We start from the raw sequence: 9308 nt of genomic DNA, 5'->3' as shown, positions 1-9308 counted from the left end.
AATTGAATAGATTTTTTTATAGACATATACATTTTAAATTCGTAATTTTGAAATTATTTATATTATTTTATATATCACAGTAACAGTCTGATTAAAATTAATAGATAGGAGATTCAATATGCAATTTTTAAAGAACTCTCTAATAGTATTACTTGCCTTATTAGTTATAACTTCGGGTTGTGCTCGAAAACCTTCGTTGATTATGGGAGATTATTTCATAATTGTAAAAAATGGAACCCCTCAATGTAGTATTGTTATACCAGAAAATTGTATTCCCTCTGTAAAATATGCAAGTGAAGAATTGCAGAAGTTCATCAAAGAAATGAGTGGTGCCGAATTACCTATTATTACTGATTCTTCTCCTGTTCAAAGTAAGGAAATAATATTAGGAAAAAGTAAACGATTGGAAAAAATCGACTATAAAATTGATTGGGAAAATTTAGGAGAGGAAGGGTATAACCTGCTTGTTACTAAGGATAACATTATTATTGCAGGAGGAGAACCCCGAGGAACTCTATATGGGGTTTATGGTATTCTTGATGACCATTTAGGCTGCCGCTGGTTTACACCAACGGTAAGTAGAATTCCCAAAATGGATACCATTGCCTTACCTGCCATGAATGAAATCTTTATACCTCCTTTAGAATATAGGGAACCTTTTACAATGGATGGTTTTATAGATGGAGATTGGTGTGCCCGCAATCGTGCCAATGGGAATACCTGCCGACTTGAAGAAAAACATGGAGGTAAGATTACTTATTATGGCTTTGTTCATACTTTTGATTCACTTGTTCCCCCGGAAAAATATTTTGATACCCATCCTGAATACTTTTCTATGGTAGATGGGAAGAGGATAAAAGAAAGAACCCAGCTCTGTTGCACAAATGAAGAAGTAATACAATTAGTTATAGAGGAAGTTAAAAAACGGATGAGAGAACATCCCGAAGCAAAGGTATTTTCAGTTTCCCAGAACGATTGGGGAAATTTTTGCCAGTGTCCGAAGTGTTCTGAATTAGCAACCGCTGAAGATTCTCAGATGGGACCTTTATTATACCTCGTGAATAGTGTTGCCCGTGCTGTGCGTGATGAATTTCCCGATAAAGTTATAGATACCCTTGCCTATCAATGGTCTCGAAAACCTCCAAAGACAATGCGGCCTGAACCTAATGTTATTATTCGTCTTTGCAGTATTGAGTGTTGTTTTGCTCATCCTTTTGAAAGTTGTGTTTCAAAACAGAATCGTGATTTTGTTAAGGATGTCGAAGGCTGGTCTCAAATATGCAATCGTTTATGGGTATGGGACTATGTAACATCATTCAGTCATTATTTAGTTCCATTCCCAAATCTTGAAGTTCGAGCACCTAACATAAGATTTTTTGTAAAGCACAATGTTACGGGTATATTTGAACAGGATACCTATACAACCTTTCATGGAGAATTTAACGAACTTAGTGCTTACTTAAATGCAAAATTATTATGGGACCCCAATTATGATGATAAATTAGCGATTAGTGAATTTGTTGATGCTTTTTACGAAGATGCCGGACCTTATATCATGGAATACCTAAAACTAATACATAAACCAATCCAAAAAAGAGAACTTCACATGAATATCTGGGTAGGTCCTAATGGCAAACATATAACACCAGAGATGTTAAAACAGGCAGAAATAATTTTCGATAAAGCGGAAAACGCTGTGGCAGATAAACCCGAAGTATTAGAAAGAGTGAAGGTAGCAAGATTAAGTATTGACTATACAATTATGGAAAGAGCCAGAAAGAGAGATATGGACCTGAAGATGAAAAATGAAGACCCTACAATGATACCGCGTGCCAAACGCTTTTTTGAAATTGCTGAACGGAATAATGTAACACAATATCGAGAATCAAATGGAAGTATAGCAGATTATAAGAAAATTATCGAAGAATGGTTAGGAACAACCCTGTAACTTAAGTTAGGGTTATTTCTTTATTGTAAAATTTTTTCTGATTTGTTTAGGTTGAATATTTTCGGAAGTCGTTTTGTCTTTACTTCTGTTTCTTTTGTTAGTTTTATTTTTATTATCCGTTGGGTTTTCTAATTTTTTGTCTTCATTATTTGCCTTCTCTAACTGTTTTTGAGTGTCTTCATCTCTTATCACAGGTAAATCCATTGGTTTCGGTAATGGATTATTTTTTTGACCTCCTTGAATAGAGAAAAAGAAATTCCCCTTTTTCTTTAATGCAGTGGGTATTTCACCCGGTAATCCCGGAGAGAAAATTCCTTGTCCTGTGATATTTTGTTGATTATTGTCTATCATTCCAGATTTTTCTTCGGAATTGGCTAATGCTACTTCTTTAGGACCTAAAACTCCAAAAACAGAATTTACATCAAAAACACCCTCCACAAAACCACCAGTAATATCTGAATTTTGGTTTTCAGGACGAACCCATCCCGAAGAAGCATCATAATAATATAATGAAAGTTGTGAAATGTTTTCGGGGGCACATATATCATTAGGTATATACAATCTTACGCCGAATTGAACATGGGCCTCTTTAGGGGTATATTGCGGTTTTATAAATACAGAAAAAGAGATTAATCCCTCCGGAAGTTGCGAAGGAGGTTCTATCGTTGCATCCATAGATACTGTAATCCTCGAACTACTACTACACCGAATTTCTCCAATGCCTCCCTGCGGAATAAAAACCAATCGTCTCCCTATTCCTTGTTCCGCAAATCGGTATATATCTTCCGGGTAAAATCGATTCCTTTTCATTTGCCTATTACGAAACAAATCCAATTGGTCTTTATAATGCGGTGATTGTATAGACTCAGAATTACCAAAAGGCTGAATAGAGTAAGATTCCATCACGGAGCCCAACCTTGTTACAAGGGCAAATCCAATTCCATAATTAATATGTCCCCATCGTTCCGTATCAGGTGGAATTTCTGACAGCAAAAAAGGCGTTCCTCCAATTTCGCTACCCCCCAATGAAAATTCTTCGGCTCCTCTCTGTATGCGGTGTATTTCTCCCCAGTTTATATCTATACTGTTTCGGTTATTTTTCAAATAACGAACTGCATTTGCCAGTGCATCTAAACAAGGTCCTTCTATCTCCTTATTTCTATTCATTAACGAATAGAAAGGTTCTACTTCAATACTCGGAATAAATCCTGATTGTTTACTAAAAAAATGAGACCACAGATTAAAAATAACAGGTGCAGAACCTTCCGTTGTCATTCGTAAATTCCAATTATTCAAAATTTGAACAGCAAGAGGTAAGTCCGGATGGAGAGAGGATAATTCTTGCCCATGATTATTTGCAATACTTAATATGCGTGGTAATGTTTCAATAGCCAAACAGGATAGGTCTTCTAAAAGTAACGATTGCATTTCCCTTAAAGACCTTTTTTCTGTTCTTAAAACATTTTTTATCCTTCTACTTACAACATTTTCAATGTCTTTGACACACTTTAACGAAAAATCTGGATTGGAAATTTTTATATCATCAGTTATCGAATTGGGTGGTCCTCCACAGATTTGCATATAACCCGTGGCAGGATTTTGTATTGATGGGAGTAATTCAGGAGAAAGCAAATACTTCCAGCCTATTAGATAGAATTTTGGTGATACAGGAGTTGTCCAATTAATATTTCTTATTTGTTCTACCTCTGTTTCAGAAAGACCTGGAGGAGGTTCTCTTAATCCTACTTTTGTTGAATAAAAATAAAAAGATTGATTTGAATTATCCATATATAAAATGTGGAAACAAGGAAGTTGATGAAGGTATACCGCCTGTTTAAATTTCTCTAAAGAATCACTTCTCCCCATCTCCCATAGTTGGAAAAACATCCCTACATCTTCATATCCTCCAATTTTCCATGAAAAAAACTCATTCCCAGCACCAAGTAAAAGTGGACCTCTGGATGTTATATGCACCGGGACAAATCTTTGTTCCACACCATTTGGAGTTTTTACATAATAACTATCACTCTGCGACATATATTGTAATAATAGTAACGATTTTTCATCCTCTCTATTGGGCATGTTTAACATAGATTTGGGGTTTCTAACGAAATCAGACATAGGATTTTCAATAAACACATCTGCAAAATCAGATTGATTCGGTGTTATTGCCCATGCATGTTTTAGGGAATGCCCTTGCAAAAGTATGGGTAACCCATATAGTGTGCAACCATATACATTATAGTCCCCACATATTAGATGGGCTTCGTACCAACGAAATGGACCTTGATAAAATTGATGGCCACTCAAAGCAAATATAGGTGTATTCTCTCTACTCTTCTCTGAAGATATTGTAAAGGCAAATCCAGACTTTAAAACGGGAGGTCTTTTTTGAAAAGTAAGTATATCCATTGGGGCAAGGGAAACTATAAATGCATGCCATAAAGAAAAAATGTCCTGCGGCTGGACACCATCTACCCAATCCGGCAATTTATCGCGATTTTCTAAAATCCACGAATTTACTCCTTCTGCAAAGCCATCACATAATTCCCTTGTTGTAGGGTCACAATTATTATACGCCAGTATGCCGTAATATCTATGCCCTGCCTGTATTGAAAAACGGTCTGACGCTTCTTCCCCTTCTCCCAAAACTTCAGACAGTTTCCCATTTGCTAAACGATATGAAAGTAACATAGATTCCCAGTGGTCTTGTGCCTGAACATATCCAAAACCAAAACCTAATGCACGAATATCTTTAGAAAAAATGTGGGGAATTCCATAATCATCTTTATATATTTCAAGTTGTTCCCAATATGTTTCTGTCCATTCCTGTGCCTGTATTTGGGAAAAAACAAAAAAACAAATTGAACAAATCAGAAAAGCCATCCAGATTTTTTTTGTTGTTTTTTTCAATTGTTTTCCCCTACATAATCTATATTTTATGTTTATTATAACAACGAAAGAAAACGAAAAAAAGAGAAGGGGCTCGATGCGGCTTTGTTAGGCTGGTACTCTTGAGGAAGGAGTGGAGAGAGGAGACAGTTGTTTCGCCGAATATATCATCGAGCCCACTTTACTGAGAAAAATCAATATTTTAAAGCGGGAGGCATGCATGAAAGCAGTTATTTTGGCTGCAGGTATTTCTGGGGAAGGAGTGATGTGAGGCAGAAATTTGACTTTGTTTTTTGCTTCAACATGCCTCCCGACAGGGTGGGCTTTATTTTGTTTCTTATTTATGTCTAAAATAATATCCATATTAGTTTTTTGCAAAAACCCTGGTAAATGGCATTAAAGATGAATCATCTAAATCATCAGATATAATTTCTATATGTAAAAGTTTCACATCTCGAAGAGATACATCTGTAGGAATTGGTATAGTAATCGCTCCATCAAACGATTCTAATAAGTTATTTGTTAACTTAAAACGGAATAAAGGTTTTAATTCATCATCTGAAGCATAAATCGTAAAATTGGAGTTAATGCTCTTTTGTTTATCCCAGAATAATTCAAGAGATGAAATTTCTTTCTTTTGTATAGGGACTACAAATACTTGCGATGCAGGTGTTGTTATAGGTAATGGTTTTTGAGTACCGAAATAGGCAGATACCTTTTGTAATATGCGTTCTGACGGTTCTATCTCTTTTGCCCATGAAATTATTTTTTCCGCATCGCAATTCTTTATTTCCGAAGCAAATGTATTATTTTTCAACAAAACTTGTTGGTTTTGTCTAAGGACAACAAATTGGTTGGCTGTTTCCACCGTGACCTCCCCCCTATGAACTGTTGTTAATATCTGTGAAGAATCTACTTCTACTTGGAACTCTGTACCAAACACGGTTACAACCCCTTGTGGTGTATTTACTCGAAATACCTTTTTATCTTTGCCAATATCAAACCAAACTTTCCCCTTTTCTAAATTTACGGTTCGCTCATCTATAATTTTTATCCTTGTATTTCCGGCTAATTTCAAAACAGAATTGCCTTTTAAATATGAATAAACTATAGAATTTTCTTTTGTTTCTATATAATTATCCATTTTTATAGAGGCTAAATTATCTTTTTTCATTATATTATTTATATCTTTGTTTATTATAGAACTGTTACCTTCTAAGTTAATGGCTACCCCAATTCTTTCCGAGTCTGAAATATCTCGATATGGCCAGCTAACAAATATAAAAACACCAAGAATAGTCATTGCTGTTAAAGCAAGATAAGGAAATATATTAGAAAATGAATATGGGCTTTCATCCTGATGTTTTACTCGTAATGTAATTTGGTGGGTTTGATTGAAGTTAATATCTATTTCTGGAAGTTTTTTCATGATTTGTTCATCTAACGACTCGTTTAACTTATAAGGACTGAGCGATTCATACAAATGAGCATTACTTTTCCTCAATACTTCAAATTCATGTTTACATTGCGAACAGGCAGATAAATGCTCTTCCACAATTAATTCTTTGGCTCTACTTAATTCACCATCAAGATATGCCTGCAACTCAGGTTCTATTTGTGAACATCTTGCCATTGTTTAGATTCTCCATCTATATTATCAAATATTTTCTGTAATTGTTTTACCGCTCTTTGTAGTATCCCTTTTATTTCTCCCGGAGATTCTCCTGTAAACCTGCTGATTTCTTCGTAATTCATTCCTTCTAAGAATTTTAATACTACAGGAAGTCTGTATCTCTCAGGTAATTGTTGTATAGCAAATTTTATTTCTTCAAATGATAGAGAAGGATTCTTTCCATCTAACTTTTCGGAACTTATCGGTATAATTTTTCCTTCAACCCTATCATTGCCAATTTCTTTTTTCTTTTGTATATATTGAAATGAAATACGAGTTGTAATTTCTTTTAACCAACTTCCAAATTTTGTTAAATCACGGAGTTGATGAAGATTTTTGTAGGCATTAATGAATGCTTCCTGAACAATCTCCTTTGCTATGTTTGAATTTTTAACATAGTAAAAGGCTGTTGCATATACCGCTGTTTGGTATGTCATAACTAAATCCCGAAATGCCTCAACATTTCCGTTCAGGCATTCATTAATTAACCTTATTTCTTTCGTTATTTCTTCCATAAGATTTGGATATATGATAATAGGAATCCCTTAAATAGAATAGAATGTTCCGTAATGGAACATTTATATTTGATAATAATCTAATAATATACCCTCTTTAATTACAACACTACTACATGACTTTGCAGGTATTAATAAGGCTTCTCCCTTGTTTAACTTTATATTTTCATCATAAATATTTATATATGAAGCACTTAGTGATAATACTATATGAAAACTGAAATTATTATCCCATATTTTACATTCTTTTTCTATTTCCCAATATTTTGCTATAAAATAAGGACAAGAGCATAAATATCTTTCAATTCCAAAAGTATGTTTTTTCTCTACTTTCTTTGCTTTAAGCAATATAGTTTCTTCTTGAATTGATTCCATTCCTTTTTCAATATGTAATAATCTTGGTTTCCCGTTAGTATCTACCCGATTCCAATCAAATAATCGATATGTAACATTACTATTTTGCTGGATTTCCGCTAATAAAATACCAGGACCAATTGCATGAACCGTTCCTGCTGGAATTAAATAATGTTCACCCGGTTTTACATAAATCTTATTCAGTAATTTATCAATATCTCTATGATGATTTATTTCTTTTATCAGATGTTCTTTTTTTACATTTTTTTTAAGTCCGATATATAAAAAACTATTAGGTTTTGCGTCAAGAATATACCACATTTCTGTTTTGCCTGAGTCCTGCTCCCCTAATTTCAGTGCTGTTGGGTCATCGGGGTGAACTTGCACAGATAATAATTCATTAGCATCTATCAATTTTAATAATAAAGGAAATTTTTTGGGGAAAGGACTTGTTTTATCTGTTCCAAAAATAAATTCTGGAAATGTGTTTATTACTTCATTGATTTTTTTACCTTTTAAGGGTCCATGGATAATAGAACTCTGATACTCTTCCCTATCCGAAATTAACCATGCTTCGCCAATAGGTTCATTACTTAATATGTTTTTATTTAGTTTCTCTTTGAAATAAAAATTTCCCCACGGCTTTGGAAAATACCCTTCATCAAAAATAAAATAACGATTTATCTCATTTCCATTATACATTTTTTTCATAGGTATTCTATTATTGTTGTGTGATAGCAAGAATTTGTAAATATTTAGAAATTAATTCTGGACCGAATAATAGAAAAATGAAACCTCCCAAAGAAAGATAAGGACCAAAAGGAATATAATGAGCCTTTAAAGTTATTTCCATTTCTTCTTCATTGATGTCCAAATTGGTTTTCGTGTCTGTAGTAGTCTGTCTTCTCCATATAAAAACAGATATAAGGGCTATGAAAAGTGAAAATACCATAAAAGCAATAACTAAATAAGAGAATCCCCGTATAATTTCATTGGGAATTGTTGTGGATACATTTTGATTTAGGGAGAATAACAATCTTATTGTCAAATAAATGGAAGATATTCCTAAAAAAATACTCGCAATAGGGTCAATAGGGTAGAAATTAGCATCATCCTTTTCCGTTCCTTCTTCCCCTTCTTCTATCTTCTTTATATAACGATAATACAATATAACAAAAAATCCTATTATGCTTCCCACCATAGAACCAATCATTAAACTTCCTAAAACACCCCGCCATCCTAAAAATGCCCCTAACATACTTAACAGTTTTACATCACCAAATCCCATTCCTGGTTTTCTCATTAATAAAATAACAATCAAATCCATTAGACAAATAAGCAAAGCCCCAAGAGCCACGCCATCTATTGATTCCAAAGGATTTTGAATTCGTAATCCCTGTTCCGGGAAAAACATACCTAATACGGACACCCCAATACCTACTAATATTCCTGTTAAAGTTATCTCATCTGGAATTGTCCATGTTTGCAAATCTTGAACGATAACAATTACTAAACCCGCACTAAGAAAGGAATAAATAACGGTAGCCAGAGAAAATCGAAACTTTAAATACACAATTACAAATAATAAAGCCGTAATTAATTCAATAAGTGGATATTGTATGCTAATATTTTCTTTACAATGTCTGCATTTTCCTAATAAAATAATCCAACTAATCAGTGGAATATTATCATACCAGGCAATAGGGTTCTGGCATTTAGGACAATGAGATGCGGGCTTTATTATAGATTCTCCCCGGGGAAATCTGTAAATACAAACATTGCAAAAACTACCAAATACCGCACCAAACATACCACTAACAATTATAAAGAAAATATGTAAAGAATCAATTTGCACTAAATTTTTCATTATAATAATTACTTTCCTTAATGTGGATTTTTAATATAAAATATACAGGTTAATATATTT

6 protein-coding genes are annotated in these 9308 nt (G+C 33.7%); 1 reads left to right on the top strand and 5 read right to left on the bottom strand.

Going from position 1 to position 9308, the window contains the following annotated elements:
• Positions 1-118 precede the first annotated feature (118 nt).
• A complete protein-coding gene (locus PLA12_06430; GenBank protein ID HOQ32129.1) occupies positions 119-1948 on the top strand; it encodes a DUF4838 domain-containing protein in 1830 nt (609 codons plus the stop codon).
• Positions 1949-1960: 12 nt separating this feature from the next.
• On the opposite strand, the gene PLA12_06425 is transcribed toward PLA12_06430, so the two are convergent.
• The 5 genes from PLA12_06425 to PLA12_06405 form a co-directional block, all read right to left on the bottom strand.
• The gene (locus PLA12_06425; GenBank protein ID HOQ32128.1) at positions 1961-4861 is read right to left on the bottom strand and encodes a penicillin acylase family protein; all 2901 of its coding nucleotides are present in this window, start codon (positions 4859-4861) and stop codon (positions 1961-1963) included.
• Positions 4862-5204: 343 nt separating this feature from the next.
• Positions 5205-6473 (bottom strand): FecR domain-containing protein, encoded by a 1269-nt coding sequence (locus PLA12_06420; protein HOQ32127.1) that lies wholly within the window; start codon positions 6471-6473, stop codon positions 5205-5207.
• Positions 6452-7027 carry an RNA polymerase sigma factor gene (locus tag PLA12_06415; protein HOQ32126.1) on the bottom strand — a complete coding sequence of 192 codons (576 nt, stop codon included), beginning with the start codon at positions 7025-7027 and terminating at the stop codon, positions 6452-6454. The genes PLA12_06420 and PLA12_06415 overlap by 22 nt, the downstream gene beginning before the upstream one ends.
• Before the next feature lie 63 nt (positions 7028-7090).
• Positions 7091-8092, bottom strand: a complete 1002-nt coding sequence (locus tag PLA12_06410; GenBank protein ID HOQ32125.1) for a class I mannose-6-phosphate isomerase — start codon at positions 8090-8092, stop codon at positions 7091-7093.
• 10 nt (positions 8093-8102) lie between these two features.
• Positions 8103-9248, bottom strand: a complete 1146-nt coding sequence (locus PLA12_06405; GenBank protein HOQ32124.1) for a prepilin peptidase — start codon at positions 9246-9248, stop codon at positions 8103-8105.
• Positions 9249-9308 lie beyond the last annotated feature (60 nt).

The sequence above is a fragment of the Candidatus Hydrogenedens sp. genome (assembly GCA_035378955.1).
Taxonomy (GTDB): domain Bacteria; phylum Hydrogenedentota; class Hydrogenedentia; order Hydrogenedentales; family Hydrogenedentaceae; genus Hydrogenedens.
The sequence above is the reverse complement of the archived record's forward strand: the minus strand, read 5'-3'. Positions and strand labels throughout refer to the sequence as shown.

Coding starts and splice junctions, on each gene's coding strand:
- PLA12_06410 (HOQ32125.1), bottom strand. CDS start 8,092: ATGAAAAAAATGTATAATGGAAATGAGATAAATCGTTATTTTATTTTT.
- PLA12_06420 (HOQ32127.1), bottom strand. CDS start 6,473: ATGGCAAGATGTTCACAAATAGAACCTGAGTTGCAGGCATATCTTGAT.
- PLA12_06405 (HOQ32124.1), bottom strand. CDS start 9,248: ATGAAAAATTTAGTGCAAATTGATTCTTTACATATTTTCTTTATAATT.
- PLA12_06430 (HOQ32129.1), top strand. CDS start 119: ATGCAATTTTTAAAGAACTCTCTAATAGTATTACTTGCCTTATTAGTT.
- PLA12_06415 (HOQ32126.1), bottom strand. CDS start 7,027: ATGGAAGAAATAACGAAAGAAATAAGGTTAATTAATGAATGCCTGAAC.